Origin of the sequence: Streptomyces angustmyceticus, assembly GCF_019933235.1 — a bacterium.
GTDB classification, from domain to species: Bacteria; Actinomycetota; Actinomycetes; order Streptomycetales; family Streptomycetaceae; genus Streptomyces; species Streptomyces angustmyceticus.
Map to the genome: position 1 here is coordinate 3,630,455 of NZ_CP082945.1, position 26,579 is coordinate 3,657,033.

Annotated in this window: 22 protein-coding genes; 12 read left to right on the plus strand and 10 right to left on the minus strand. The window is 68.5% G+C overall.

Translation table 11 applies throughout. The features are described 5' to 3' along the window. Positions 1-21 precede the first annotated feature (21 nt). The 7 genes from K7396_RS16305 to cysS all read left to right on the plus strand — a co-directional run bounded on the left by K7396_RS16305 (position 22) and on the right by cysS (position 7,469). A complete protein-coding gene (locus K7396_RS16305; RefSeq protein ID WP_208629109.1) occupies positions 22-741 on the plus strand; it encodes a YggS family pyridoxal phosphate-dependent enzyme in 720 nt (239 codons plus the stop codon). Between the two features lie 15 nt (positions 742-756). After that, positions 757-2,865, plus strand: a complete 2,109-nt coding sequence (locus K7396_RS16310) for an oxidoreductase (protein WP_086717282.1) — start codon at positions 757-759, stop codon at positions 2,863-2,865. Then, complete coding sequence (gene trpD, locus K7396_RS16315) at positions 2,865-3,887, plus strand: anthranilate phosphoribosyltransferase (protein WP_086717283.1); 1,023 nt, start codon at positions 2,865-2,867, stop codon at positions 3,885-3,887. Before K7396_RS16310 ends, trpD begins: the two co-directional genes overlap by 1 nt. Before the next feature lies 1 nt (position 3,888). Continuing rightward, positions 3,889-4,680, plus strand: a complete 792-nt coding sequence (gene trpC / locus K7396_RS16320; RefSeq protein WP_086717284.1) for an indole-3-glycerol phosphate synthase TrpC — start codon at positions 3,889-3,891, stop codon at positions 4,678-4,680. 124 nt (positions 4,681-4,804) lie between these two features. Continuing rightward, entirely contained in the window at positions 4,805-5,416 is a 612-nt protein-coding gene (locus tag K7396_RS16325) for a LysE family translocator (RefSeq protein ID WP_086717285.1), read from the plus strand. Between the two features lie 17 nt (positions 5,417-5,433). Continuing rightward, on the plus strand, positions 5,434-6,078 hold the full coding sequence (locus K7396_RS16330; protein ID WP_086717286.1) for a phosphoribosylanthranilate isomerase: 645 nt from the start codon (positions 5,434-5,436) through the stop codon (positions 6,076-6,078). Beyond that, positions 6,075-7,469, plus strand: coding sequence for a cysteine--tRNA ligase (gene cysS / locus K7396_RS16335; RefSeq protein WP_086717287.1), 1,395 nt, complete (start codon positions 6,075-6,077; stop codon positions 7,467-7,469). The genes K7396_RS16330 and cysS overlap by 4 nt, the downstream gene beginning before the upstream one ends. A gap of 81 nt (positions 7,470-7,550) precedes the next feature. Here the strand turns inward: cysS and K7396_RS16340 are convergent, their stop codons facing one another. The 7 genes from K7396_RS16340 to K7396_RS16370 all read right to left on the minus strand — a co-directional run bounded on the left by K7396_RS16340 (position 7,551) and on the right by K7396_RS16370 (position 17,536). Then, positions 7,551-8,258, minus strand: coding sequence for a hypothetical protein (locus tag K7396_RS16340; protein WP_086717288.1), 708 nt, complete (start codon positions 8,256-8,258; stop codon positions 7,551-7,553). An 858-nt stretch (positions 8,259-9,116) separates the two neighbouring features. Continuing rightward, positions 9,117-10,496 (minus strand): sigma factor-like helix-turn-helix DNA-binding protein, encoded by a 1,380-nt coding sequence (locus K7396_RS16345; protein WP_086717289.1) that lies wholly within the window; start codon positions 10,494-10,496, stop codon positions 9,117-9,119. Then, positions 10,493-11,074 carry a hypothetical protein gene (locus K7396_RS16350; protein ID WP_086717290.1) on the minus strand — a complete coding sequence of 194 codons (582 nt, stop codon included), beginning with the start codon at positions 11,072-11,074 and terminating at the stop codon, positions 10,493-10,495. Before K7396_RS16350 ends, K7396_RS16345 begins: the two co-directional genes overlap by 4 nt. Position 11,075: 1 nt before the next feature. Beyond that, a complete protein-coding gene (locus K7396_RS16355; RefSeq protein ID WP_086717291.1) occupies positions 11,076-12,749 on the minus strand; it encodes a DEAD/DEAH box helicase in 1,674 nt (557 codons plus the stop codon). Continuing rightward, positions 12,746-15,085, minus strand: a complete 2,340-nt coding sequence (locus K7396_RS16360) for an ATP-binding protein (protein ID WP_086717292.1) — start codon at positions 15,083-15,085, stop codon at positions 12,746-12,748. The genes K7396_RS16355 and K7396_RS16360 overlap by 4 nt, the downstream gene beginning before the upstream one ends. A 301-nt stretch (positions 15,086-15,386) precedes the next feature. After that, positions 15,387-16,115, minus strand: a complete 729-nt coding sequence (locus K7396_RS16365) for a very short patch repair endonuclease (RefSeq protein ID WP_223660020.1) — start codon at positions 16,113-16,115, stop codon at positions 15,387-15,389. A gap of 140 nt (positions 16,116-16,255) precedes the next feature. After that, a complete protein-coding gene (locus K7396_RS16370; protein ID WP_086717293.1) occupies positions 16,256-17,536 on the minus strand; it encodes a DNA cytosine methyltransferase in 1,281 nt (426 codons plus the stop codon). 109 nt (positions 17,537-17,645) lie between these two features. Between K7396_RS16370 and K7396_RS16375 the strand changes: the two genes are divergently transcribed. Further along, the gene (locus K7396_RS16375; protein ID WP_158101110.1) at positions 17,646-18,416 is read left to right on the plus strand and encodes an Eco29kI family restriction endonuclease; all 771 of its coding nucleotides are present in this window, start codon (positions 17,646-17,648) and stop codon (positions 18,414-18,416) included. Positions 18,417-19,501: 1,085 nt separating this feature from the next. Here the strand turns inward: K7396_RS16375 and K7396_RS16380 are convergent. Next, positions 19,502-20,674: a serine hydrolase domain-containing protein gene (locus tag K7396_RS16380; protein WP_086717309.1), complete on the minus strand. Its 1,173-nt coding sequence runs from the start codon at positions 20,672-20,674 to the stop codon at positions 19,502-19,504. A 72-nt stretch (positions 20,675-20,746) separates the two neighbouring features. Next, entirely contained in the window at positions 20,747-22,090 is a 1,344-nt protein-coding gene (locus K7396_RS16385) for a transcriptional regulator (RefSeq protein ID WP_086717295.1), read from the minus strand. A gap of 252 nt (positions 22,091-22,342) precedes the next feature. On the opposite strand from K7396_RS16385, the gene K7396_RS16390 reads away from it, so the two are divergent. The 4 genes from K7396_RS16390 (at position 22,343) to K7396_RS16405 (ending at position 25,552) form a co-directional block, all read left to right on the plus strand. Further along, positions 22,343-22,834, plus strand: a complete 492-nt coding sequence (locus K7396_RS16390) for an ATP-binding protein (protein ID WP_223660021.1) — start codon at positions 22,343-22,345, stop codon at positions 22,832-22,834. 490 nt (positions 22,835-23,324) lie between these two features. Further along, on the plus strand, positions 23,325-23,480 hold the full coding sequence (locus K7396_RS16395; RefSeq protein ID WP_167392742.1) for a hypothetical protein: 156 nt from the start codon (positions 23,325-23,327) through the stop codon (positions 23,478-23,480). An 84-nt stretch (positions 23,481-23,564) separates the two neighbouring features. After that, on the plus strand, positions 23,565-24,761 hold the full coding sequence (locus K7396_RS16400) for a JmjC domain-containing protein (protein ID WP_086717296.1): 1,197 nt from the start codon (positions 23,565-23,567) through the stop codon (positions 24,759-24,761). Further along, positions 24,695-25,552 carry an aldo/keto reductase gene (locus K7396_RS16405; RefSeq protein WP_086717297.1) on the plus strand — a complete coding sequence of 286 codons (858 nt, stop codon included), beginning with the start codon at positions 24,695-24,697 and terminating at the stop codon, positions 25,550-25,552. The genes K7396_RS16400 and K7396_RS16405 overlap by 67 nt, the downstream gene beginning before the upstream one ends. Here the strand turns inward: K7396_RS16405 and K7396_RS16410 are convergent. Then, positions 25,540-26,400: a hypothetical protein gene (locus tag K7396_RS16410; RefSeq protein WP_086717298.1), complete on the minus strand. Its 861-nt coding sequence runs from the start codon at positions 26,398-26,400 to the stop codon at positions 25,540-25,542. The genes K7396_RS16405 and K7396_RS16410 overlap by 13 nt on opposite strands. Positions 26,401-26,579 lie beyond the last annotated feature (179 nt).

Sequence of the window (26,579 nt, forward strand, 5' to 3'; positions counted from 1 at the left end):
CTCCCCCGAGGACGAGCCAACGTGAGCAGCACACATCCGATACCGCCCGCTTCCGGCCAGGTCAGCGGCCTGGAGCAGGTGCGCACCACCCTGGCGGCCGCCTGCGCGCGAGCCGGGCGCCCGCCACAGTCCGTGACGCTCGTCGCGGCCTCCAAGACCGTCTCCCCCGAGGCCCTGGTGCCGGCCCTCGACGCCGGCCTCATGGTCTACGGGGAGAACCGGGTCCAGGAGGCCCAGGAGAAGTGGCCCGGCCTGCGGGAGAGGTTCCCCGGGCTCGAACTCCACCTCATCGGCCCGCTGCAGTCCAACAAGGCGCGGGACGCGGTGGCGCTGTTCGACGTCATCCACTCCGTCGACCGGCCCTCGCTGTGCCGGGCGCTGGCCCGGCAGTGCGCCGCACAAGGCCGGCGCCCCCGGTTGTTCGTCCAGGTCAACACGGGTGCCGAGCCCCAGAAGGCGGGCGTATTGCCCGACCGTGCGGACGCCTTCGTCGACGCCTGCCGGGAGGTGCACGGCCTCGACGTCATCGGGCTGATGTGCATTCCCCCGGTGGGCGAGCCGCCGGAACCGCACTTCTCCGCGCTGGCGGAGATCGCCGCCCGCAACGGACTGGACCACCTGTCCATGGGGATGAGTGGCGACTACGCCACCGCCGTCGAGTACGGCGCCACGCATGTGCGGGTGGGCAGCGCGATCTTCGGCGCACGCGCCTACCCGGCCCCGCAGCCGACGCATCCCTGACGCCGAAGGATCACGATGCCACGCCCCGAGCGCTTCGATGTCCTCTTCGAGCCGGTCCGCATAGGCCCGGTCACCGCGAAGAACCGCTTCTACCAGGTGCCCCACTGCAACGGCATGGGGCGCGCCTTCCCCAGCTCCATGGCCGCGATGCGCGGCGTCAAGGCCGAAGGCGGCTGGGGGGTGGTCTGCACCGAACAGTGCGACATCCACTACTCCGGCAACCACCAGCGCGAACTGCGCCTGTGGGACGCCAAGGACATCCCCTACCTCGCCCGCGCCACCGACCTGATCCACGAGCACGGCGCCCTGGCCGGCGTCGAGCTGGCCCACAACGGCGCGCACGTCAGCAACCTCGAATCGCGCGCCGTCCCGATCGCCGCGAGCGTCGAGGCCACCCGGGGCCTGTTCCCCGGCACGGCGCGCGCCATGGACAAGAACGACATCCGGGCCTTCCGCCGCTGGCACCGCGCCGCCGCGGTCAACGCGCAGCGCGCCGGCTTCGACATCGTCTACGTCTACGCCGGGCACGACATGACGCTGCCCATCAACTTCCTCTCCCGGCGCCGCAACCAGCGCACCGACGAGTACGGCGGCAGCCTGGAGAACCGTGCGCGGCTGCTGCGCGAGCTGATCGAGGACGCCAAGGAGGCGGTCGGCGACCGGTGCGCGGTCGCGGTCCGCTTCAGCGTCGACGAGATGATGGGCGAGCGCGGGATCACCGCCGACGGCGAGGGCTACGACGTCGTCGAGATGCTCGCGGAACTGCCCGACCTGTGGGACGTCAACGTCAGCAACTTCGACAACGACGGCGCCACGGCCCGCTTCAGCGACGAGGGCTACCAGCAGCAGTACGTGAAGTTCGTGAAGAGCGTGACCACCAAGCCGGTCGTCGGCGTCGGGCGGTTCACCTCGCCGGACACCATGGTCTCGATGATCCGCGGCGGCACCCTCGACCTCATCGGCGCCGCCCGCCCCTCCATCGCCGACCCCTTCCTGCCCCGCAAGGTCGAGGAAGGGCGCTTCGACGACATCCGGGAGTGCATCGGCTGCAACATCTGTGTGGCCTTCGACCGGGCCGGGGCCCCGTTCCGCTGCACCCAGAACCCGACCACCGGCGAGGAGTGGCGCCGCGGCTGGCACCCCGAGCGCATCGAGCGGCGCACCACCGACGACACCGTCCTCATCGCGGGCGGCGGACCGGCCGGGCTGGAGGCGGCCCGCGCCCTCGGCCAGCGCGGGTACAGCGTGATCCTCGCCGAGCGCGGCCGCGAGCTGGGCGGTCGCGTCACCCGCGAGAGCCGCCTGCCGGGCCTGGCCACCTACGCCCGGGTCAGGGACTGGCGGCTGCAGCAACTGCGCTCGATGCGCACCGTGCAGCTGCTGCCCGGCAACGAGGTCACCCCCGAGCTGGTCCACGAGGCCGGGTGCTCGCTCGTCGCCGTCGCCACCGGCGCGGTATGGCGGCGGGACGGGGTGGGGCGGCACCACACCGCCGCCGTTCCGGGGCTCGACCGGCTCCCGGTGTTCACCCCGGACGACATCATGGACGGCCGGCTGCCGTCCGGCCGGGTGGTGCTCTTCGACGACGACCACTACTACATGGCCAACGTCCTCGCCGAACACCTGGTGCGGCACGGCTGCGAGGTCACCTTCGTCACCCCGGAGAGCATGGTCGCCGCCTTCACCCAGCAGACGGCCGAACAGCGCCGGATCGCGCGCCGGATGCTGGAACTGTGCGCGTCCGTGCGGCCGTTGACCTCGCTCGCCCGTACCGAGGCGGGGGCCGCCCACCTGGCCTGCGTCTACACCGGCCGGGAGACCGAGGTGCCGGCCGACGCCGTCGTGCTGGCCACCGGCATGGTGCCGCGCGACACCCTCTACCAGGAACTGCGGAACGAGGATCCCCAGGCCCTCGCGGCGTCCGGCGTCCGCCGCGTCGTCCGGGTCGGCGACTGCCTGGGTCCCGGCATCATCGCGGCCGCCGTCCACAGCGGCCACGAGTTCGCGCGCACCCTGGACACCGGCCTCACGGACTGGACGCCCTTCCGGCGGGAGAACGTGGCGCTCGACTGGGACCAGGCCATGCCGCCCGCAAGCAATGCCGTCGTCCGGTCGGAGGCGTGATGGAACGGTTCAGAGCACTGCTGGACAAGACCGCCACCGGCGGCACCCTCACCCGCGACGAGTCGGCGCACGTCTTCGGCCGGATGATGTCGGGCGAGGCCACTCCCTCGCAGATGGGCGCCCTGCTCATGGCGCTCAGGGTGCGCGGCGAGACGGTGGACGAACTCGCCGGCGCGGCCGCCACCCTGCGCACCCAGATGCGCCGGGTGGCCGCGCCCGAGGGGACCGTCGACGTGCTCGGCACGGGCGGCGACGGATCGGGCTCCTACAACATCTCCACCTGCGCGGCGTTCATCGTCGCCGGCGCCGGCGTGCCCGTGGCCAAGCAGGGCAACCGCGCCCTGTCCTCGCGCTCCGGTTCGTCGGACGTCCTGGACGCCCTCGGGGTCCGTACGGGGCTGACGCCCGCGGGGGTCGAGCGCTGCCTGCGGCAGGCCGGGATCGGGTTCATGTTCGCCCCGGCACACCATCCGGCCCTGCAGCACGTCGCCGCCACCCGCGTCGAACTGGCCACCCGCACCATCTTCAACCTGCTGGGCCCGCTGCTGAACCCGGCCGGCGTACGGCACCACCTCGTCGGCGTCTTCTCCCGCCGCTGGACCGAGCCGATGGCCGAGGTCCTCGGCGAACTCGGCTCGACCCGCGCCTGGGTGGTCCACGGCTCCGACGGACTCGACGAGATCACCACCACGGGACCGACCACCGTCTCCGAACTGCGCGACGGCACGGTACGGACCTTCCGGATAGCGCCCCAGGACGTCGGCCTGTCCCCGAGCCGCCCGGAGGACCTCCGCGGGGGTGACGCGGCGAGCAACGCCAAGGCGCTGGTCGCGGTGCTCGACGGGGACCGGAGCCGCTACCGGGAGGTGTCGGTCCTCAACGCCGCGGCCGCGCTCGTCGCCGCCGACCGGGCCGCCGATCTCGCCGCCGGGGTGGAACTGGCGGAGGAATCCCTCGACTCCGGCCGGGCCAGGGAGTGCCTCGACCGGCTCGCCGCAGCATCGAGCGCGACAGGAGAATGAAGTGACCGACCTGCTGACCAGGATCGCCGCCTACAAGTTCGACGAGATCGCCGCCGCGAAGAAGGCGGTGCCGCTGCCGGCGCTCCGGCGCGAAGCCGACGCCGCTCCCCCGCCGCGCGGCTTCCTGGCCGCCATCGAGCGGCGCCGCGCCGAGAACGCCTATGCGCTGATCGCCGAGATCAAGAAGAAGAGCCCGTCGAAGGGCCTCATCCGGCCCGACTTCGACCCGCCCGCCCTGGCGCGCGCCTACCAGGCCGGCGGAGCGGCCTGCCTCTCGGTCCTCACCGACGCCCCCTCCTTCGAAGGGGCGCGGGAACACCTCGCCGCCGCCCGCGAAGCGACCTCGCTGCCGGTGCTGCGCAAGGACTTCATGTACGACCCCTACCAGGTCGTCGAGGCCCGCGCCTGGGGCGCCGACTGCATCCTGCTGATGCTGCCGGCCCTCGACGACGAGACGGCCGCGACGCTGGAGGACACCGCCTTCGAGCTGGGCATGGACGTCCTGGTCGAGGTCCACGACGAGCAGGAGCTGAAGCGGGCGGCCGCGCTGCGCTCCCGCCTGATCGGCATCAACAACCGCAACCTCAAGACCCTGGAGACCTCCCTGAGCACGGCGGAGGCGCTGGCGCCGAAGGTCCCCGCCGACCGGGTCGTCGTCGGGGAGAGCGGCCTGGGCACCCCCGCCGACCTCGGCCGCCTCGCCGCGGCGGGGGTGCACACCTTCCTCATCGGGGAGAGCCTGATGCGCTCCGCGGATGTCGAGTCCGCGACACGCGCCCTGCTGGCCCGCTAGCCAGTAGCGTTCCTCCCGCCGGCGGGTTCGAGCCGGCCACGAGAGCACCCCTGCGCCGCCCGTCGAGAACGCGTCCCCGAAGGGCGCCGCCGGGCGGCGCCGTACCGAGCAAGGAGCACGTCCCATGAGCATCGAATTCCTGATCACGTCGTTCGTCATCGTCGTCTCACCCGGAACCGGAGCCCTCTACACGATCGCCACCGGCTTATCCCGGGGCTTCCGCAAGAGCGTGGTGGCCGCCTTCGGCTGCACCCTCGGCATCGTGCCCCACCTGGCTGCGGCCATCGCCGGCCTCGCGGCGATCCTGCACACCAGCGCGGTGGTCTTCGAGACCTTCAAGTACCTGGGCGTGGCCTACCTGCTCTACATGGCCTGGAACACGCTGCGCGAGCAGGGCACCCTGAAGGTGGAGGACCAGGAGGAGGAGCACTCCTCGCTCCGGGTCACCGGCACGGCGATCCTCATCAACTTCCTGAACCCCAAGCTCTCGATCTTCTTCCTGGCGTTCCTCCCCCAGTTCGTCCCCGCCGACGAGACGAACTCCGTGCCGCGCATGCTGGAACTCAGCGGCGTGTTCATGCTGATGACATTCGTCGTCTTCGCCGTCTACGGAGGCTTCGCCGCCGCCGTCCGCGACCATGTCATCTCGCGTCCGAAGGTGATGGCCTGGATGCGCCGCACCTTCGCCGCGGCCTTCGTGGGCATCGGCATCCAACTGGCCTTCGCCAGCCGCTGACGACAAGGAATTCCCCCGTGCACACCCCGCTCTTCATCAAGGTGTGCGGCCTGCGCACCGAGCAGGCCGTCGACACCGCCGTCCGGGAGGGCGCCGACGCCATCGGCTTCGTCTTCTCGGACAGCCCCCGCCAGGTGGACGCCTCCACGGCCCGCGCCCTGGCCCGCCGCGCCCCGGAAGGACTGCTGACGGTCGGCGTCTTCCGCAACCAGCCGCTCGACGACGTCCGTGCCCTGGCCGAACGCTCCGGGGTGCGCGCGGTGCAGCTGCACGGCGACGAGGACCGCGGCTACTACGACGCCCTCGGCGCGGCCGGCTGGACGACGATCCGCGGCACGGCCGTCCGCGACCGGGTCCCGCGCCGCGGCGAACTCGGCGAGGACCTGCTGCTCCTCGACGCCGCGGTGCCGGGCGCCGGCGTCCCCTGGGACTGGTCCGGCGACCGCTTCACCCCGCCGGAGGGGAAGTGGCTGCTGGCCGGCGGCCTCACCCCGCACAACGTCCAGGACGCCGTACGGGCCACCAGTCCCTGGGGCGTCGACGTCTCCAGCGGCATCGAGAGCCGCCGCGGCGTGAAGGACCCCGCCCTGATCACCTCGTTCCTCCGGGCCGCCCGCACCGCGGACCGGCCCCGCCCGCGACCGGAAGGAAGACCCGCGTGACGATCCGCCTGTACGACACCGGCACCCGGCAGATCCGCGACTTCACCCCGCTCGTGCCGGGCCGCGTCTCGATCTACCTGTGCGGTGCGACCGTGCAGGCCGCCCCGCACATCGGGCACATCAGGTCGGGGCTCAACTTCGACCTCATGCGCCGCTGGTTCACCCACCGCGGCTACGACGTGACGTTCGTCCGCAACGTCACCGACATCGACGACAAGATCATCACCAAGTCCGCGGAACAGAACCGCCCCTGGTGGTCGCTGGGCTACGAGAACGAGACCGCCTTCAACGCGGCCTACGACGCCCTGGGCTGCCTGCGCCCCACCTACGAACCGCGTGCCACGGGCCACATCCCCGAGATGATCGAGATGATGCACGGCCTGATCCAGCGCGGCAACGCCTACGCCGCCGACGGCAACGTCTACTTCGACGTCCGGTCCTTCCCGCCGTACCTCCAGCTCTCCCACCAGGAGCTGGACAACCTCCGCCAGCCCTCCGCCGAGGGCGAGACCGGCAAACGCGACCCCCGCGACTTCGCGATGTGGAAGGCCGCCAGGGAGGGCGAGCCCAGCTGGGACACCCCCTGGGGCCGCGGCCGCCCCGGCTGGCACCTGGAGTGCTCGGCGATGGCCCACAAGTACCTGGGCACCGCCTTCGACATCCACGGCGGCGGCCTCGACCTGGTCTTCCCCCACCACGAGAACGAGATCGCCCAGGCCCAGGCGTACGGCGACGACTTCGCCCGCTACTGGACCCACAACGCCTGGGTCACCATGAGCGGCGAGAAAATGGCCAAGTCCCTGGGCAACTCCGTCCTGCTCACCGAGATGCTCACCCGCTGGCGCCCGATCGTGCTCCGCTACTACCTGGGCACCCCGCACTACCGCTCCATGATCGAGTACAGCGAGGAAGCCCTCCACGAGGCCGAGTCCGCCTTCGCCCGCATCGAGGGCTTCCTCCACCGCGCCGTCGAGAAGACCGGCCTCGTCGAACCGGCCCCCGAGGTCCCACCCGCCTTCGCCGAAGCCATGGACGACGACCTCGGCGTCCCCCAGGCCCTGGCCCTCGTCCACACCACCGTCCGCCAGGGCAACTCCGCCCTGACCACCGACGACAAGGACTCGGCGGCGGCCCGCCTGGCGGAGGTACGGGCCATGCTCGGCGTCCTCGGCCTCGACCCCCTCGACGCCCCCTGGTCCGGCACCGGCACCAACCGCCCCACCGACCTCCACGGCGTCGTCGACTCCCTCGTCCACCTCGTCCTCGACCAACGCCAGGCCGCCCGCACCCGCAAGGACTACGCCACCGCCGACACCCTCCGCGCCCAACTCCACCAGTCCGGCCTCACCATCGAGGACACCCCGTCGGGGGCGCGGTGGTCGGTGGGCTGACCCGGGGCGCGCACGACCTGCCGGCCGAACCGGGCCGACCTCGGCCGGCAGCACGTGCCCGCGTCTCGCAGAGGATCCTGACTACCGCGCCGGCCTGTGCCCCACTACCTCGGCCAGGTCATAGCGAGGCAGGCTCTTCGGCAGGGCCATCACGCGATAACCACGGCCGCCGTTGTCGAGCCGGGTGCGTCCTGGCTCCCCCTCGGAAACCCACTTCAGCGTGATCGCGAATCGCACGTCCCGGTCCACGTTCTTCACGTGGAAGGCGAGCTGCTCAGGATCACCGGACGACACCTTGTACGGGAAATCGCGACTCCGCACCACCGCGCCCTGAGCGGTCCGTTCCACGGTCGGCTTCAGCGCAACGGGCGTTGCCCGCAAGTCGACGTCGAAGGCTCGTTCATCCATCCCTCCGCCACAGTCGGTCGCCTTGACCACTGCGCCCCGCTCAGGAAGAGAGCGGGAGGACAGCACGGACACCTGGGCCCCCGTGACGACGATCGCCTGCCCCGTCTTGGCCTGCAACGTGACATGGACCGTTGGCCAGAGTTCGGCGGTCGGAATCATCACCCCGCCGCGACGCACCTGTTCCGGAGTCCCCAACTCCTTCAACTCACCGTCGTCGAAATATCGCGGGGCACAGCCATCGATGCTGGGCGCATACGCCGTCAACCCCGGGGGCTCCGACAGCTCGCCCGTCAGCCAGTCCCAACCCCCCTGCGCGATCAGCACGGCAAGGCTCGTCAACACCGTCACCAGCGCGGCGATCCACACCTTCTTGTCCCGCAACGACCCGCCTTCCGGCCCGTCCGCACCCTGCGGCGCACCAGCCGGCCGCCCCGCTCGTGCGAGCCGGGCCCGGCGTATGGCCGTCCCGCTCCCCCCACGCCTGATCCGCGGTGCTGCCACGCTTCCCCCTGGCTATCAGGACACCAACCGAGACCGCCCGCACCGCGCGCCTCGGCCCTACCTCCAACTGCGGTGAGCCTAGCGCCGCTTCCCACCTGCCATTCCGTCAGGTGGAACTACTCGCTGGGCCCGGAACCCCGCCCTGGCTGCACCGCGGGTACAAGCAGTCAGGCAGACCCAGCCCCCTCCTCGCCCCACAGCCGAGAGCAGCAGCCACCGACACCGAGCAGCACGCCACGGCCGAAACCCGACAGCACACCGACCGAGACCGGCTGAGACGGGCTGAGTACTCACTCGCGACACCGGTGACCTCATCCACCCCAGCCGACCTGATGGCCACACAACGGCCACACACAAGGCGGCAAAGATCACCGCATTCCGCCCCCACAAAGCCCCTAACAACGCAGAAGGCCAGGTCACGGACTGCGTGACCTGGCCTTTCCACTGAGCCGCCTTCGGGATTCGAACCCGAGACCTACGCATTACGAGGGGGTGCGGGATCGTGACGGGCCATATCGGGTGATCGCGTCAGGTCCCATTCTGCCTGGTCAGGAGCTTACGCCTGGTCGATCACTGCCATGTCGTCCAAGGTGATACTGGTGCGTCCGCTCACGCATCGCTCACGCGCTCGACACGTCTAGTGCTGAACTCGCCCACTTAAGCGTCCGCGTCTCTGGACGACATTGCGCGCGGACTGACTCCGATTCGTCCGCGACGACCGCGGTCTCCGGCCGGTCTTCACCGCCAGCCAGCGGATTCGCCTGCTGGACCACGGCCCGTGCTCCCTGTCGTGCACGTCATACCGACACGGTCATCGGACGGACAGACATGGACGATCGAGGCCGTGCCGGAGTCGAGGCGCAGGAGCACTATGACCTGGCACCCTTCGTTCATCCTGGACGCGACGACGTGCCCCCGGAGGCTGGAGAGTTGTGCGCCTCCGGTGTTGCGGCGGACCGTCAACATCCCTAGACCTCCGTCCACCGCGAAGTCCCTCGACGTCGGCGCTAGCCTCAAACCGATGTACCAGGTGAGCCAGTTGTGCACGATGACCCCGCTCCCGCGGAGGACTTCGTGGTCCACGGTGAGCCGCACCCCGACGATGTTTCCCGACTCGCTCACCACCATGTGAGGGGGCTTCCTGGGTTCCTTCTCTTCCATCGGGACCGCGCCCCGCTCGACGAGGTCTATGCACCCGTCCTCGGTGGCGCCGATCCTGTCGCTGATGAGGCACTGGAGCAGTCTGGCGGTGCCTACCGGATAGGCCCGGGCTGTGAGCGCGAACAGTCGATCCTTGCTCAGCGCGCCGTGTTCGCGGAGGGTTCCGATCATCGCGTCGAGGGCGTTCCCATACTGACTCGTCTGCGGGAGTGGCCATTCCGAGAGGGCCCAGTTCCCTTCTGGCCGCAGCAATCGGAACCTGCCGTCCCGCCGCATGGATTCAGCGATCGCCCGCTCGCCCTTCCCACCGATGGCGGCGCTGATCGCATCCGCTCGTCGCGGCTCACCCTCGCCGGCCAACCACAGGTAAGCCGAGTCCCGTCCCTTCGCACGACGTCGCACCCAGTCCCCGTTGACGTCGGAGACGAGCGGACTACGGGGGTGGCTGAGGATCGAGTTCAGGGGGACGGAACGCGGAATCCCGAGCGAGCAAGCCGTCTCTCTCAGCTCCGCGGCACGGAATGGTGCCCGACCGATGACCTCGCTCAGCGGACCGTCGAGGGCATCCGAGCGCGTGGCCCAGATGCCATGCGCTCTTCCCGCCCACGTGCGGCACTCTTCGATACCGTCCGCCGCGCGCAGCAGCGCGTGGCGGACGACGCCTTCGGGGTCATCGAAGATGTCCACGAGGGATTCCTCTGCCACGGCCCCATGGCCTTCCAACCTCGCGAGGACTTCTTCTCGCCACCCCGCGATGACTATGTCCGCCATCGCCGTGAGCGACTGCTCGGCGAGTCCGATGACCTGGCGGACGCGCTCGCGGGTGATTCCATGGGATTTCCCGATCGACTCCAGCCGCTCCCCGGAGTGCCGCTTGGTCAGGACGTCACGCTGACGATCGTCCAGACAATGGCCCCAGATCGACGCGAGCGCGCCCCCCTGCGTCATCTCGCTCATTCTCCCGTCGCGTGTTCGATCCTGAGCCCACACCTCTCGCCGAGCCGCAGATTGGCGTGCTTCTCCTCGATGGGGATGGGCGCGACGAACGAGCTGACCACGCAGACGGTCCAAGGGGTGGGATCACCGTCGGCCTCCGCCCGCAGGGCTGCCCACACCAGATGCTTCAGATCACGCTGCGGCCCCCAGGTGAAGTGGGTGTCCTCCTCTCCGTTCCGCAGCGTGACACGCAGCGGCTTGATGCGGCGTGTCCCAAGGTCCGCGACCCACTCCGACCCCATGGTCTGCTTGACCAGGGTGTCCACCCCAGCTCGCGGGTTGCTCACCACCTTCGCGTACTTGCCGATCCCGTAGACGGCCCTTGAGTACTCCTTCATCGGGCAGTCCTTGAGCCAGTAACGGACGCCCTCCGAATCCTTCAGGTAGAGGGCTAGGCGCTCCCCGATCTCGTGCGACCGCACCCACCGGTTGTAGATCTCGGTCCGCTCCCGGTCTGTCAGGTACGTCCAGCCCTTGTCCGCCGCCTCCTCGTACAGACGACGGACGATCTCCATCTCGATCTCGCGCGGTATGGCCATCTCAGTGGATTCCCCCTCGATCCGGGAACTGCAACTTCACTTCGTCGGCGGCCGTCTCTAGGTCCGCCGCGTCTTCGATCCAGTGGTCCAGCAAGCTGCCGACCGTCTCGTCGTTGAACTCGATGCGCGACTCGCCAGTCGGGGCCCTGTTCATGACTTCGGTGTCGGCAGCCTCCAGGTTTCGGCGCAGGTCGAGCGTCGCCGCGACCCGGCGGATATCCGTCACGAAGTCGAGTACCTTCAGGGCGCGCTTTCCGGGGCTGAGACGAAGCCCGCGGCCCAGCTGCTGGACGAAGATCCGCCTACTGTGCGTGACACGAAGGAATCCGATCAGGTTCACGTCGGGGACGTCGACGCCCTCGTTGAAAACGTCGACGCAGGTGATGACGGGGACCCGCCCCAACCTGAACTCGTTCAGCAGTACCTGCCGACGCTGACGTGGCAACCCGCTGTGGAGGAAGGACGCGTTCTCCCACGCTTGGTCGGAGGCCGCGAGCAACGCGGCGACGCGCTCGGCGTGCTCGATCGTCTGGCAGAACAGGATCGCCCGGGGGTCGCGCGTTTCCCTCCAGGCGGTTCTGAACCTCTCGATGATTTCCTCGTCCCGCTGGGGGAGGAATAGCTTCCGGTTCAACTCTTTGATGGAGTAGCCGTGTTGGCTTACTTCCTTCACCGCGTCCCAGTCGATGTTGTCGACGAAGAGTCGGTAGTCGACCGCCGCGAGGTAGCCGTGGGCCATACCATCGGCGATACCCATGGTGTGGCTCGCCGGTCCGAAGCGCGCGGTGATGTCGAATTTGTCTCCGCGCCACGGGGTCGCTGTGACACCGAGCTTGGCCGCATCACCACACAGATCCAGTAGCTCCGCAAACCGTCCGTTCTCCCCGACGTGGTGGGTCTCGTCGATCATCACGAGTTCCGGGCGGTGCCCTTTCCGGACCGCCCCGAGGACGGACTCGACGGTCCCGACGAGCACTCCGTCCAGGGAGGTCGGCCGCGTGTCCCCGGTGAGCAGCCGGGTCGGCGTCCGCTTGTCCAGGTGTCGCCAGAGGGCTCGTTCGAGCTGCTCGACCAGGTCCTTCATATGTGCCGCCACGAGGACCGGGGCCCCGGGGGACCTGCTCAGGTACCTCGCGATCGTCTCTCCGCCGACGACTGTCTTCCCTAGGCCCGTGGCGAGCACGAGGAGGGCGGTGCCGTGCCGTGTGAGGTCCTTCTCGATCGCGTCGGCGGCCTCGCGCTGGTAGGGCCTCAGCTCGATGCCGCCGGGGACGCGGTCGGGCATGCGCTCCCAGATCGTGGCGAGCGTGGGGCCATTCCACACGGCGATTTCGATCCCCACGGAAGCCAAAGCGGTACGCCTCGCCTCCGCGGTACGGTTTAGCGCCGTGTTCGTCACCAGGACGGACCGATCCGCGCGATAGCGGGTACGGGCACGCTCCAGGTCGTCGACGCCTTCCCTCCCGATCGTCCCTCGGGACGACCACTTGCACTGGAGTACCCACTGCTCGCGGTCCCTGACCGCGAGCAGGTCCGCGCCCTCGTCTCCGGCCCCGTCGACCACCCGTACGTCGCTGAATCCGAGGTGCCACAGCGCCCGCTCGATGGCGTGGGGCAGGCCGCGTGGGCCTCCCGCGAGTAGTTCCTCCGCTGAGAGGAACCCACCCGCGCTCACCGCTCCTCCACCAGTTCGTCGGCGAGCAGGCGGGTGCTCAGGCGGGTGCGCTGCAGTTGGTCCGGGCTCGCCGATCCGCCGCTGAAACCGGTCAGTGTCGCCACGTCGGTCAGGTAGCCGGCGGTCCGCGCCAGGCTGAGTCGGCGGGCCGATGGGGAGGAGACCGTCGTGTACGGGCCGGCGAAGACGTGACCGTCCATGAACGCCTCCGGCCAAGATTCGAGGAGCTTCACGATAAAGAGGGCGGGCGCGTGCGGGATGAAGTCGGCGGTCTCGCCGAGACTGTTCGTGCCCGACACTCGGCCACTCGCGATCATTTCGTTCTCGATCGCGGTGACTTCGTCCGGGTCGAGGAGCTGGAACGCCCGGCCGGGGTCCTGGCCGACCTTGGCTGCCATCCGCTCCCGGATGTCCGCCATCAACTCACGCGCCTCGGCCGTGACCGCCTCCACGCGGACGATGCTGTCGGGGAGGCACTCGACTCGGAGCGCGGCCACGAGGCTCGACAGGGTGAGTTTGCTGTCGGCCTTGACCCTGAGGACCGTGGCGATCTCCCCGAGGAGGAGTTCGGATTCGTCGATCCCGTGTACCGCGAGGCTCTGGTGTCGCGGGTCGAGAAACGCCGTTACCTCGCGCCCGCCCCGCTGGACCAGGAGGACCGGGGTCTCCTGCCCGTGGTCGTCACGCAATGACCCGTTCTTGAGCCGCCGGGTGTCGACGCTCAGGAACGCTCCCATGCTCGGCAGGCCGAAGTCCTTCGAGAGGCGTGGGACGGACTCCGAGTCCGACGTGTAACGGGCGATGCGCTCCTGGGTGGTCTCCGGCCTCGGCGTGTCCGGTGCCGTCACCGGCCGCGGCGCGGCGGGTTCCGAGGCCACCGGCTTTCGGGGGCCCGCCCCCAACGCGTCCCGGACAGCGTCCTCGTCTGCCGTTCCCGGCGTGTTCGCCTTCGCCGCGTCGACCTTTCCCTGCTTGTTCTCGCTCTCGTGCCGGATGACGGCGTCCCACCAGATGTCGTCGGACTGGTACTCCTCGTCACCTCGGTGGAATCGCTCGGCCCACTTCCTCGTCTCCTCGTGGATAGGACGCTTACCGTCACCCGGGGTGAGGTAACGCAGACCGGCGTCGTTGCGACGGTATCCCCTCACCAACTTGGCGAGCGGGCTGTCGTTCTGCGCGTAGCCCGCCTTCCTCGCCTTGTCCGGGAGCAGAGGGCCCTCGCCACGCAGCAGCTGCACCGCGCCGCGCCAACTCCTGTCGCCGTACTCGAAGGCGTCCTTCTGGTACGTGACCGGCACGTGGTCCAGGTGGATCTCGCCGATCAACCGGCCACCTTGGTGGGCGAGCTCCACCGGGTACTCGACGTCGAGGGCCGCGAGTGGGTTATCCGGGTTCTTCCACTGGAAGAGACTCTGGTCCCACTGCAGGATCTTCCGGCCGTTCCTCAGGAAGTCGATGCCGAACTCCCGCTTGTGCAGGTGCCTCTGCACACCCAGCCATCCGTGGATGCGACGCGCTCGGGCGACCAGTACGCCTCCGCCGCACTGCGTGCAGACGCCGTGGTCGGGATGCTGCCAGTTCCCACAGTCCTGGCATGCCTCTGCGTCGTCGAGCTTCTCGTCGATCCGGATGTACGCGGGGATCTTCTCCGCCTTGGCGCCGGTCCCGAACGTCACGAGCCGCTCGTCACCCCAGCGACAGTGGCGACGCGGCTTGACGCGCTTCCCCTGGACCCACAGCTCGAAGGGCCGGTTGTCGAGAAGCCACGAGTACACCCGCCCGAGGGTCTGGCTCAGGTTCGACTCGTTACGTCGCAACCAGTCCCGACGAGGAGCGTAGAGTCGGCTGATCTCGATCCGGGTGCCGTGCTCGTTCGGGTCATTCTTCGGCTCCCTGATGTCCACCGCCTCGAAATCGTCCTGGATTCGGTCCAGGTCGATCTCGACACCGATCCACTCGTCATCACCCACGCGCGTCGTCAACACCCTCGTGCGACGCCCCAGTCGGGCGGTGGAGACGTTGAACCCCATGCCGAAGAGCCCTAGCTTGTCGAAGCGGTTATTGCTCGACCAACCGGCGCTCACCGCGCGCTCGAGGGTCTCGTAGCTCATGCCCCGGCCTGTGTCCGCGATGACGACCTGCGCGTCGTCCGATCTGGCCGCGGAGCTGGGCAGCGTCACGCTGGCCCGGAACCCACCCGCCCACGGCTCGCCCGACCTCTGGATCTCCGTAAAGTCGTCGAAGGCGTTGTCGAGCAGCTCCGCTACGCACTGCCACTCGTCGAACTCGATCTCGCCCAGCATCCGCAGGATGCGTGCTGATGGGGTGATCTTCATTGCGGTCCCCTCCTCGATACCTGTGCCGCGCTCTCCGTGCTCCCGTGCCGCGCGAGACTCTGGCCGCTGACCTGCGAGGCGGACCGGACGGTCTCAAGCTGCTTCAAATGGTAGGTGGGACCACTGACATCGCCTCCTCAAATGACGGATCCCCGGGGCCGGCGGCTCGCCCCCCCAACGGATACCTCGTGGCAGACTCGGGAGTTCGAGAACCGGCGGAAGTGGTCGTCACCGAGAGGGAGGGCGCGTCGAGATCCCTATGGGCGTCCTGGTCGAGGCCGGACTGCACGTGGGGACGTCACTAGTCGTGTTCAGTGACGTCGACGGTCGGATCGTCCTCCGCCGGGCGTCCGACACCATCGACGGATTGCTCCGAGACGGCGCCCTGTGGCCCCTCCGGCTCCTCCAGCCCACGCACGGCGGCGCTCACCCGTTGCGCGGCCTCTTCGGGGGCTTCGTGCTCCCAGATACGGATCACTCGCCATCCCGCGTCCACCAGCAGCCGCGTCGTCTCCTCGTCGCGCGCCCGGTTCGCCTCGATCTTGGCGCTCCAGAACTCCGCGTTGCGTGCCGCCGGACGATGGTGTTCCGGACAGCCGTGCCAGAAGCATCCATCGACGAATACGGCGACCCGCGCCTTCGTGAAGACGAGGTCGGCCGTACGCCTCAGTTCCGCGACGGGGCGTTGGGAGACCCGGTAGCGGAGTCCCTCTCTATGCAGGATCGCTCTGATGCGCTTCTCGGGCTTGGTGTCTCGCCCCTTGTTGCCCCGCATCGACGCCCGCACCGCACGCGAGGTCGCCCAGGAGCCTTCCGGCACTGGCCGCGGACCGACGAGTCCTTTATCTCGGGCCAGTTCCCAGCCAGCCACTAGATTTGCCGCTCGGGTGTCGCGCTCGACCTGGCCGAGGTGACGGGCGGGCGAGCGCCCCTTGTCGGACCATCGCAAATACGCCTGGATCCGCCGCGTTCGCGGGAGGACCTTCAGCGCCACGGACGCGAGGGCGTACCGCTCGTCGTCCAGGCGCACGTAGCGTCCCTCGCGCCCACCTGCCGCTCGGTCCTGTTCGGCCGCCAGCGCCTCACGACTCCGCCCAGGACGGCCCTTCCAAGCCCAGTCCGCTGGAGGCTGCTCGTTCCAGCCTCGCTGCCGGGCCTTCCCGGCTCCGCTCATGTTCGCTTTTCCGCCACGTCCAACGCGTCGGCCACAGCCTTCACGAAGACCTCACCCAGCTGGACAGGCACGGCGTTCCCGAGCTGCCGCATCCGCTCGCCGCGGGGCCCCTTCAACTTCCAGTCGTCCCTGAAGGTCATGACGCGGGCGGTCTCCCGCACCGTCATGTAGCGATGGAGGTAGGTCCACACTCCCGAGCCTTCGTCCTTCTTCCGATCGTCCAGCAGCATGACCGACTCGCCGCCGGGCACGCCGTGCACGCCGGCCTTGACCGTCTTGGCCGGCCTGTCCAGTTCGTTGGGGGTGTGGCCGTCGTAGATCTTCGCGCCTGGCCAGCCAATGTGATCCGGCACGCCCCCTTGCGGAGTGTCCTTGTCCAGCTTCTTGAGGTTGATCGGGGGGAGGCCCTCGATCGCGTCTCGCAAGGTACGCCAGGGCGCGAGGCCCCCGTCGTCCCCTTCGCCGAAGGGGAGTTCATCACCGTACCGGGCCATCACGCGGTCCTGGACATGCTGCTCCACATCCGAGTGCCGGCCCTCCCCCCAGTACGAGCCATCCAGAAACGTTCGAACCAATGCCGCCTCGGAGTGCGTGGGCCGCAGCGCCTTCTCGACCGCTTCCAGATCAACGCCGAGATCCGCGCGGAAGGCAACAAGGATCACGCGGTTCCTGATCTGCGGCACCCCGTAGTTCGCGGCGTTCACACTCATCTTCAGGACTTCGTAGCGCTCGGAAGGGTCGGTGTCCTCCGATTTCAGGCGCTCCAGCAAGACCCGATCGTGCTCGAACCAGGCCGTCCCCTCCCGCCGCTCCACGAACGGAAGTTCCAACTCGCGCTGGATGTAATCGAAGTACGGCTTAAACGAGGGTCGGAGTAGACCACGGACGTTCTCGCAGAGCACCGCCTTCGGACGAATCTCCCGCACCGCGCGAAACATCTCGGGAAACATGTTGCGCTGGTCTTCGTCCCCCTTGGCCACCCCCCCCAAGCTGAAGGGCTGACACGGCGGTCCACCCGCCAGCAGATCGACCTCCTGCTCCCTGAGGTATTCCATGTCCAGCTTCCGGACATCCCCGGCGACGAGGGGCGCCTTCTCGCCAGCCTTCGGGAGCGACGGTCGAGCCCCCTCCTCGCACGCCTTGTAGCCGTTGGCCTCAAGCGTCTCGCAAGCCCGCTTAGCGAACTCGTTCAGCAGCAGGTGCCGGAATCCGGCCTTCTCCCCGGCTTGAACCAGCCCTCCGCCCCCTGCGAACAATTCCACCGACGTGCGTTGCATGACTCACACTCCTCGCAGCTCAGTACCAGGAAAACCATACCGCGGAGTTGGTGATCATGGTGTCGCTTGAGAAATGGAAGTCGCGATTGGACGACTACAGTCACCCCCGGTGGCCCACGCCACCGACACCTTCCCGGTCACAGAGACCCCGAGTGGAGGCACACCCGTGATGAGCGAGTCGCCAGAATCGAGCGGCGCCATACCCCCCGCCCCGGCGGGCCGGGACTCGATCTACGACCCGCTCCGGCGCGAGAACCTTGGACGAAGCGTGCTCTGGGCCTTGGTCTCCACACAAGCCGTCCCGCTCGGAGAGATACCCGACTTCCGCGGTTCGGGCATCTACGCCATCTACTACACGGGTGACCACGAGCTGTACCAGCCCATTTCATCCTCGATGTTCCACATCCCCATCTACGTGGGCAAAGCCGACCCAAAGGGCAGCCGTAAGGGCGAGACCGTCGGGCACGCTTGGGAAGGCCACAAACTCCGGGATCGACTGCGCGCGCATTCCAGGAAGATCGACAAGGCTCTGGACCTCGAACTAGGGCATTTCCACGCGCGTTTCCTCCCCGCCGACGACCTATTCACCCCCATGGCCGAACGCCTGATGATCAGCGAGCTCCGACCAGTCTGGAACGTCGTCTTGGAGGGGTTCGGGGTCAACCGACAGGGCTCAGGGCGCGAGAGCAACCAGCTGCGACCTAAGTGGCATGAGTTGCACCCTGGCGTCGAATGGGCTGACGGCATGCCGGGGCAGCCTGGGGGCGCCGCCCCGCTACACGCCGCGGTGGTCGCCCACTTGAAGCTCCACAGCACGCCGCCGGCGTCCGCCGAGGGCGGCCCTGGACAGCCGGGGATCACTGATCCGCACCCCGTCTGACCGGAGCCACGAATCGGTCCGTGGATGGGGGCGTGTAGGTGCAAGCCGCGCGGCACGACGACTTCGCGGTGATCGGCTGCCCTGCGCAGAAGAAGCTCGGCGGCGACGTGGCCACCGGGCCCAGTCTCGCCTTCCCCCGCAAGGCGAAGGCGTCCTTCAACTATGTGGGCGGCAGCGATTCCGAGGTGGCCGAGGAGCTGTACAGCGACAGGGGGCGAAGCTGCCCAAGGGCATCTGCGAGATCTTCGACGCGATGGTCTCGTGCCCCAGCTACCAGGTGGTGCCGGCCAGCACCGTCATCGAGACGGGCACCCAGAGACGACAGCGCCGGCCCTGGGTGATGAGCAGTGGAGCCAGCTGCTCACCTGCGCCGTCGGCGAGCAGCGCAGTTTCGTCAAGCAGACGGCGATTCGCACCGGGAAAATCCTGGTGATCGTCTCCGATTCGCCGGGCTCGTCGACGCCCACCTGGAGAAGGCACTCGATCAGGCTCATCGCGCGGGCTGAGACCAGCCAGGTCCTGGTCCCCTGTTTCCGGCGACTCCCCGTGTTCCAGGCCGTTCCCGCGGGCCTGGATGCCAGCGGTGACTCGGCCATACGAAGCGGGGGATGGTGAGTTCCGACAGCTGTCCGGCGTGGCGGAAGTCGTAGCTGCGGAGCCCATCGGCTTGCAGCGTGGTCTGCTGACGGTGGTCTGCGTTGATACGGCCGCCGTCTTGTCGGCTTCGCGTAGGAGGGTCTGCGTGTTTGCCCGACCCCGAGTCGGGAGACTGCCACGGCACCGGGAGGAGGACCGTGCTGTGGAACGAGTGGCCGCCGTTTGCGGTGCCCAAATCGCGCTGCGTTACGGCCACCGCATCGTTCGGTAGCTGGATCGCCCGAGTGAAGCGGCCGGTGGCCAGCAGGCAGGGCTTGACTGTCCAGAAGAGCAGGCCCGCCACCGTGCTCCGGCCGCGTACCGCGTGGGCAGCGCTCCCCGCGCGGCTGCGCTGCCTATCCAACACCTCTGGCATGTCGATACCTACCTGGCGAAGGCCGTCGACACGGCTCACCGCGCAATCTGAGCCCGTCGCGCTGGGACTACCGTCAGGTTAGCGACCTGCGCACCGCGTCGACCAGCGATGCCGCACGCACATCGTCCGGGCCGCTGATGATGTGGTTCATCACGTAGGCGAAGGCGATGCCGTGTGCGGGGTCGGCGAAGCCGAGTGAGCCGCCTCGGCCGGTGTGACCGAAGGAGCGCGGCCCGGTCATGGGGTTGTCCTCGGTGGGGAGCATGTAGCCGGAGCTGAACCGGCTAGGCGCTACCAGTACCTGGTCCCTCCCGTTGGCCTGCTCCTTGGTCGCCGACATGAGGGTTACCGGGGTGAAGAGGCGGGCGCCGTCTACCTCGCCGATCAGCGCCGCGTACATGCGCGCTAGGCCGCGCGCGGTGCCGATGCCGTTGGAGGCCGGCAGTTCCGCGGCCTGCACTTCAGGGGAGTTGAAGTCGATCTCGGCCGGGTCGGTAACTGCGTACGCCCTGTTGCTGAAGGAACTAGGGTCGCGCCAGGCGGCGACCTGTTCGCGGAGTTCTTCCGGGATCGACTCTGGAGGCATGGTCGTGAGGTCGGCCTCCGGCTTTCGGTGCACCATGCGGCTGACCCGGTCGCGTTCGCCCGCCGGCAGCCCGATGAAGAAGTCCAGCCCCAGTGGGGCGGCGATCTCGTCGGCGAAGAAGCGACCCGGAGTACGCCCGGACACTCGGCGGATCACCTCGCCGACCAACCAGCTCCAGGTCCGGCCGTGGTATCCGTGTGCGGTGCCTGGAGTCCACACGGGACGTTGAGCGGCAAGTGCTGCCGCCATCGGATGCCAGTTCAGCGCCTCGACCAGTGGCACCGGTTGATCCAGGGTTACCAGGCCGGCTTGGTGGGACAAGAGCCACCGCACCGGGATTTCCGCCTTGCCGTTCCCCGCGAACTCCGGCCAGTACTTGGCCACCGGAGCGTCCAGGTCCAGCTCGCCGCGTTGAGCCAGCAGATGTACTGCGCTCGCGGTCGCCCCCTTCGTCGCGGAGTAGACCAGTTGCAGGGTGTCTCGCACCCACGGACGATCGGTGCTGGGGTCGGCGACACCGCCCCAGAGGTCCACCACTGGGCGCCCGTCCTGGTACACGCACACCGCCCCGCCCAGGTCCCCGTGGTGCGCGAAGTTCGCCGCAAACGCCTCACGTACAGGTTCGAACCCGGGCGCGACATCACCGTCGATCGTCGTCATGCGGCCCATCGTGGCACTCTCGTTGACCGCTCTGCGGGGTGGGATCGCTCTCGACGCATGCGGCATTCCCGATCAGGCTGTGACGGGCAGCGCCTGCAGTCGCTCGCGGAACTCGCGGACGGCTGTCACTGACTTGTGGGGTTCGAGCCGAGCGGAGAACTCCTTCAAGCGGTCCAGGGCCCGCACAGAGCTGACCTTGTCTTCGAGGAGCTCGGCACCGTAGTTCGCGGCGTCGAGCGCTCCGTCCAGATCACCACCGGCGAGCCGGGCCTCGGCCAGACGGCTGGACCGCACGGCCTTGTCCCGGGGCGCCGCTTTCGTGACGGAGGTTTCCAGGGAACTGGTCGCGCGCTCGACTTGGCCCGAGCGCAGCAGGACCTTGCCTTCGGTCGACTTCAGTTGTGCCTCGCCGAACCAGTCGAGCCAGTCGGGGTTTTTATCCACCGTGTAGCGCTCCCATAGAGCACCGGCACGGTTCAGTGCCGTACCGGCCCTCTGGTGATCACCGTCGCGGGACAGCGCCTCCGCCTTGTGCAGGTAGAGGAAGGACTGGGTGGAGGGCGACAGCGTGCGGGGGGCGTTGTCGAGGGCGGTCGAGACAAGGTCGACTCGCTCGGCGGTCCGGCCGGCTTCGGAGACGTGGACCCCCATCTCCGCCAGGACGAAGGCGCCGAAGGCGTCGTCTCCGGCGGTGCGAGCGCTGCGCATGGCACCGATGTAGTACCGCTGTCCCGCAGATCGCAGCCCCGTGTCGTAGGCCATCCAGCCGGTCAGATGCGATACGCGGGCCGCAAGTGCGTACAGGCGGAATTGGATCTTGTCCGTGTACCGGCCGGCGCTCAGGAGGCCGCTGATCAGGGCGAGGTCGCCGCGTGCCTGTTCCAGTAGCCGGGCGCCTCCGAGTTGGTCGTCGAGGGTGCGGAGTGTGCTGATGCGCTGCTCGATCGTCGAGACCATCGTGTCGGTGACGCGGTCTCCGTTGAGGGCGGATGCGAACGCGGAGGGTGCGTCGGCCCAGCTTGCTGCCACGCCTGTCAGGGCGGCACCGGTGATGGTGAGAAACCCTCGACGGTCCATGCGGCCGCTCCCCACCAGATCAGCCAGTGCTTCGACGGTACCGGCCTCCGTCCAGGGGGCAGTGAGTCCGGTGACTTCCCACACCGGGAGCCACCGCGGCCATCCCATTGCCTGGACCTGTTCGTACGGAATACGCAGCAGGTCGGCGAGGACACGCTGCGCGTCGGCGTCAGGCTCCTGGCCCTGTTCCCACTTCCACATGGTGGTGCGATTGGTCGCCAGTGGGAGGCCCAGGTCCTTCCCCCGCGCCTGCATGAGTCGGGCGAGCTCGGCTTTCCCCCAACCCCGCGATTGGCGGACGAAGGTCAGCGGGTGCACTGCTAACGGCTCACCGGGCACGTCATCGCTCCTGTGTCATCCCGCCGTTCCGTATTTCGGCGGCTACTTGGCGTGTGCGCGTATGGAGGGGCGTCCCCAAGAGGAACACCCCAGAAACGTTCCGGATCTGCACGCTGCGGCCCTTGACTGAGTATCAGCCGCCGTTGGCCAGACGCACAGGCTCATTCAGGCGGCTTCCCAGTTCGGCGCCTCCACCCCTTTGTCCTCCATCGGGGGATGGAGCCGCTCCCCAGCTATTCGAAGGTGTCGGTCATGCGCACGCTGGTCGCTCGTTTCGTTCTCGCGGGTACGCATGGAGAGGTATCTCCCGCCCGGCACAAGGTCATCGACCAGGTGCGTGCGTGGGGCGTCCCTCTCGATGACGAGACAGCCGACGGGATCCGCTTGGTCGCCTCCGAGCTCATCACCAACGCGGTGGTCCACGGGGAGGGGCCCATAACAGTGGCACTGTTCCATCGCCCAGGCCGCTTGGTGATCGAAGTACTCGATGCCAGTCCAGTGACTCCGCAGCCAAACTGTGCGGGGGCCGACGACGAGAGCGGGCGCGGCCTGCTGCTGGTCGACGCTCTCGCGGCCCGAACTGGCTGGGCGTCTTCCGACCGTGGCAAGCGCGTTTGGGCAGATCTCGCGCTCCCGAAGCCGGCGCCCGCTGTCCGAGCCGACGTTCTCCGTAGGCTCTTCGCTGTCCAGCAAGAGACCGATGTCAGAGCCGCGCCCAAGGCTTTCGTCCTGGCGGTCGCGTAATGAGTTGGCACGCGCTACGGCCGACGTGTCTGCCTGACCCCGACGTCGTGTTCCGGCCGACCCGCCGGGACATCGACCCGGCGACGGGCGAGCCGACTGCGTACGCCCTCTGGGATCGCCACGCGTGGCAGCCACACGGCGAGTGCTGGCTCTGGTGCGGGCGCGACGACGTCGAGGTGACGTGGATCGGCCCCGTGCAGTCCAGCGGTATGCATGCAGCCGTCTTCGCCTGCCGTGCCTGCTTGTACGAACTGGACCAGCGCGTCCTGCAGGCAAACATGCGCAGGGACTCAAGCGCCCTGCCGGCGGACCTCGCGCCGAGACCTCCTGCCGCGGGCCTCCACCGCGGGGCCGAAGCACGACGAGCTGCTTACTGACCGCCGCCCTCACGTCCCCCTACATCCCCCACGGCCGTGAGGGTGGCCCCTGACTTCCCGCCGGAACTCCGGTGGGGAACCCGAAGAGGAAGGAGCACGAGGTGGCAGAGAACATGACATCGCCTCCGGCCCAGAGTGGCCTTCTGGTGGCGGTGGAAGAGCTGACCGCCGTCCACGACCGGTACGACAGCCTGCGGTCCGACAACTCCGGAAGTTCCGGAGACTCTCCGTGGCCGGGCGGTGACGGCAACCTGACCGACACCGAGTAGCACCGGGCGGCGGGGGCCGCACGGTTCGATACGGCGGCCCCCGCCGCGTCCGTCTCACGTGCCCGTACTCATGAGGAGGCAGTAGTGGAACACCAGTTGATCAACGGCATCGAGGCCGCACTGGGGTGGAAGGGAGTGGACGAGCTCGGCAAAGGCTTCGTGCGGGGAAGCATGGACCACCCTGCGCTCGTCTCCCGCATCCTGACCCCGAATCGCCTGCTCGACATCGCCATGCGCAGGAGCCTGAGCCGCCCGCAGTTCCGGTGTTTCCAGAAGGGCGACGAAGTCCATCCGGCCGTCTACTACACCGACACGGTCAGCCCCCGAGGCCAGAGCATCTCCATGGTCAACATGCGCAGTCTGGGCAGGCTGCTGGGCGAAGGCGCGACGCTCATCCTCGATCAGGCCAACGTCTTCGACCCGACGATGGAAGTCGCCTGCCGAGCACTCCAGTGGTGGTCACACGAGCGAGTGCAGGTCAACGCATACCTAACGACGAACGACGCCTCGGGCTTCCCACTGCACTGGGACGACCACGACGTGCTGATCATTCAGCTCGCCGGCGAGAAGGAGTGGGAAGTACGCGGTACCTCTCGCACCGCGCCCATGTACCGCGACTCCGACCCGAACAACACCCCGCCCGAAGAGATCGTCTGGGCGGGGGTGATGAAGACCGGCGACGTGATGCACATCCCCCGAGGTCACTGGCACCAGGCGACCCGCAACGGCCACGGATCGGGCAACAGCCTGCACGTAACGTTCGGGATCACCCAGCGCACGGGAGCGAGCTGGATGGCCTGGCTGGCTGACTGGTCCCGCGAACACGAGGTCTTCCGACACGACCTGGACCGGGTGCACGGGACCAACACCAAGGCCCTGGCCACGGCAGCCGCCCAGCTGATCGGCGAGCGATCGCCGGCCGACTTCCTGGCCGCGTACGAGCAGGCGACGACGCTTCCCAGGCACGTTCCGTTCCTCGACGTTCTCGGCCCGCTCGACACCGTGGTGTGCACCGCACACTTCCCGCCGCAGATCCAGGAAAACGGTGAGGCGGTCGAAGTCGTGGCCTCGGGAAAGAAGCTCACCTTCACGCCCAAGGCCGTGCCTGCACTGCGTCTCCTGCTGAGCGGGAAGCCGGTCCCGGTGGAGCAGGCAGCAGCCGTTTTCGGAGCGGAAGTGGCGGAGGTAGCCGAGATCCTGATGGAGGAGGAGATATGCGCGACGCTGACCCCAGAGTTGTCCTCGGGCTACACCGGTCTCGTCACGAACGCCGTCTCCTGACCGGAGCACTCGACCTCGGTGTCACCGCCATCGACACCAGCACGAACTACCTCGGCTTCCGCTCCCATGAGGTCCTGGCTCGGACGGCTGGCGATCTGCTGCCGAAGTTCCGGCTGTCCACGAAGGTGGGCTACTTCCCGGCACCGGACGGGGCGGAGCACTCCCTGGCTCCCCAGCGGCTGTACGTGGCCGTGGAGCAGGCAGCTCGGGATCTTGGGCGCGAGCCGGATGTGGTGTTCCTGCACAACCCGGAACACTCGCTTCACGAAGGCGCCGCTCATAGCCGGGATGCCCTGGCCCAGGCATGCGCCGCCCTGGAGGAGGCCACGTCGAACGGGCTGTGCGGCGCCTGGGGCGTCGCGTCCTGGAATCCGTCACCGCTGCCGAGCCTGATCGACACGACCACGCCGAGGCCGTCCGCTTTCATGGTCCGCGCCGGCCTGCTGGTCGGCATCAGGACGCTCGATGCAGCGGATGCCGCCACTGCGGCATGGGGCCTGAACGGCAGCATGGTGTGGGGCATGAGCCCCTTCGGAGGCAGCGCGAACGCCCCAGTGTGGGACCGGATCGGCTCCCGCGTCTTCCTCCGAGACAGCACCGGACTCTCTCCAGTGCAGGCGGCATTCCGGGCTGCCTACGAGCTGCCCAAGGTCGGCACGGTTGCCGTTGGAACCGACAACCCCGCCCACCTGAGTGACCTGATCGACGCTCTGGCAGGCAAGGTCAACGAGCGAACAATCGAGGAGTACCGGAACCTCCTTCGGGCCCGATTGCTCGGTCAGCCCGCCTGAAGCTCCGAGACGATCCGCTCGGCCACACGGCGAGCGGGCGTGAGACGGGGGTCTTCCGGGTGCGCGTCCGGCCCCAGGATCTTCGAGCACACGAACAGCGTCATCAGCTTGCCGTCCCGGCTCTCGAAGTCGCGCCTGCGTTCTTGCCATACGCGATCGGCCAGAGCCGGAACGGCGAGGGAACTTCCCCACAGCGAAGCCGAGTCCAACCCTCGCGGCGCGTTGCCCCAGTCCTCCCAGTCGAAGAGGCAGAACGTCGGCGCGGTCATGTTGGCCCAGTTCAGATCCGCGTGGGCGGGCACCCAGCTCTGGATGGTCGTATCGAAATCGTGGGAGTGAGAGATGCTGCGGATGGCTTCGGTGACGAGCGCCTGCGTAATGGTGACGGTGTCGGGGGTGGCGACGCGCCTCGTGTCCTGGTCGGCAAGCGCGTCCAGGGAAGCGTTGAACGCCTGCCACCACGCGTCTTGCAGCTTCGGGTCCTCGCTGAGGATCGCGTTGCCGATGGGCGCACTCGGCAAGAGATCGGTCTCATCGACCCGCCACATCACGGGTTCGTCCGCGTCCCGCCAGACCACACACCCCCGCCAGACGGGCTGCGCAACGCCTTCCAGACGCGCAGCGCACTCGGTGCCGTTCCAGCCCTGCACCCCGATCCTGTCGAGCCCGCGCCGTTCGATACGGACCCACGTACGCCGGTCCGTCCGCGCTCCGACCGAGCGGCGTTTGCGTACCACCGTGTCCCGGTCCAGGTCGACTTGAAGAGATCGCGCTACGTGATCGAGGACGTTTTCCACCGGTTCAACTCGCAAGTCCACGGAGCGCGCCGAGGGTGCCGAGAGCGTCATGCGGGCGACCGTAGCACCGGATCAATGGAGCCCAAGCCGATCTCGGTCAATGCAATCAAGACATGACACGGCAGAAGGTCGATGTGCGATAAGGGTCGCCGCCATCGTGGTGCACGAAGGGCGGCGTACTGCTGGCATGGCTCTCAACGTCCTGGAGCCGAAGCGGGCCAGCATCACGG

Bases quoted from the DNA above. Each gene is read 5' to 3' on its own strand.
- K7396_RS16410 (WP_086717298.1), bottom strand. From the start codon at position 26,400: ATGACGCTCTCGGCACCCTCGGCGCGCTCCGTGGACTTGCGAGTTGAA.
- K7396_RS16345 (WP_086717289.1), bottom strand. From the start codon at position 10,496: ATGAGCGAGATGACGCAGGGGGGCGCGCTCGCGTCGATCTGGGGCCAT.
- trpD (WP_086717283.1), top strand. From the start codon at position 2,865: ATGGAACGGTTCAGAGCACTGCTGGACAAGACCGCCACCGGCGGCACC.
- K7396_RS16380 (WP_086717309.1), bottom strand. From the start codon at position 20,674: ATGACGACGATCGACGGTGATGTCGCGCCCGGGTTCGAACCTGTACGT.
- K7396_RS16360 (WP_086717292.1), bottom strand. From the start codon at position 15,085: ATGAAGATCACCCCATCAGCACGCATCCTGCGGATGCTGGGCGAGATC.
- K7396_RS16395 (WP_167392742.1), top strand. From the start codon at position 23,325: ATGACATCGCCTCCGGCCCAGAGTGGCCTTCTGGTGGCGGTGGAAGAG.
- K7396_RS16405 (WP_086717297.1), top strand. From the start codon at position 24,695: ATGCGCGACGCTGACCCCAGAGTTGTCCTCGGGCTACACCGGTCTCGT.
- K7396_RS16370 (WP_086717293.1), bottom strand. From the start codon at position 17,536: ATGCAACGCACGTCGGTGGAATTGTTCGCAGGGGGCGGAGGGCTGGTT.
- K7396_RS16390 (WP_223660021.1), top strand. From the start codon at position 22,343: ATGCGCACGCTGGTCGCTCGTTTCGTTCTCGCGGGTACGCATGGAGAG.
- K7396_RS16325 (WP_086717285.1), top strand. From the start codon at position 4,805: ATGAGCATCGAATTCCTGATCACGTCGTTCGTCATCGTCGTCTCACCC.
- K7396_RS16310 (WP_086717282.1), top strand. From the start codon at position 757: ATGCCACGCCCCGAGCGCTTCGATGTCCTCTTCGAGCCGGTCCGCATA.
- K7396_RS16350 (WP_086717290.1), bottom strand. From the start codon at position 11,074: ATGGCCATACCGCGCGAGATCGAGATGGAGATCGTCCGTCGTCTGTAC.